Source organism: Neisseria sp. P0021.S007, assembly GCF_051956855.1.
The window spans coordinates 1-559 of record NZ_JBQCXA010000958.1; the positions used below are offsets into that span (position 1 = coordinate 1).

The window sequence follows — 559 nt, forward strand, 5'->3', positions numbered from 1 at the left end:
CATTGAATTTTTTGCCCGCGAACAACGCCCTGTCGAACAACAACGCATTGAACAGCGCACCCGCTTCGACCTCGAAATGCTCTACGAAATGGGCTTCTGCAAAGGCATCGAAAACTACTCCCGCCACTTCTCCGGAAAAAAAGAAGGCGAACCGCCGCCCACGCTGATGGACTACCTGCCCGACAACGCTATCATGTTCATCGACGAAAGCCACGTTACCGTCACCCAAATCGGCGGCATGTACAAAGGCGACGCATCGCGCAAGCAAAACCTCGTGGACTACGGCTTCCGCCTGCCTTCCGCCCGAGACAACCGACCGCTCAAGTTCCACGAATTTGAAAAAGTCATGCCGCAAACCATTTTCGTTTCCGCCACCCCCGCCAAATACGAAGAAGAACACGCCGGACAAGTAGTCGAACAAGTCGTCCGCCCCACCGGGCTGGTCGATCCCCAAATCATCATCCGCCCCGTCGCCACCCAAGTTGATGACTTAATGAGCGAAATCAACGACCGCATCCAAAAAGGCGAACGCGTGCTCGTTACCACCCTCACCAAACGC

Annotated in this window: 1 pseudogene; it reads left to right on the forward strand. The window is 55.3% G+C overall.

From position 1 onward, the window contains the following. Positions 1 to 559: pseudogene (locus ACTHUR_RS16940) on the forward strand (excinuclease ABC subunit B); the annotation flags it as partial.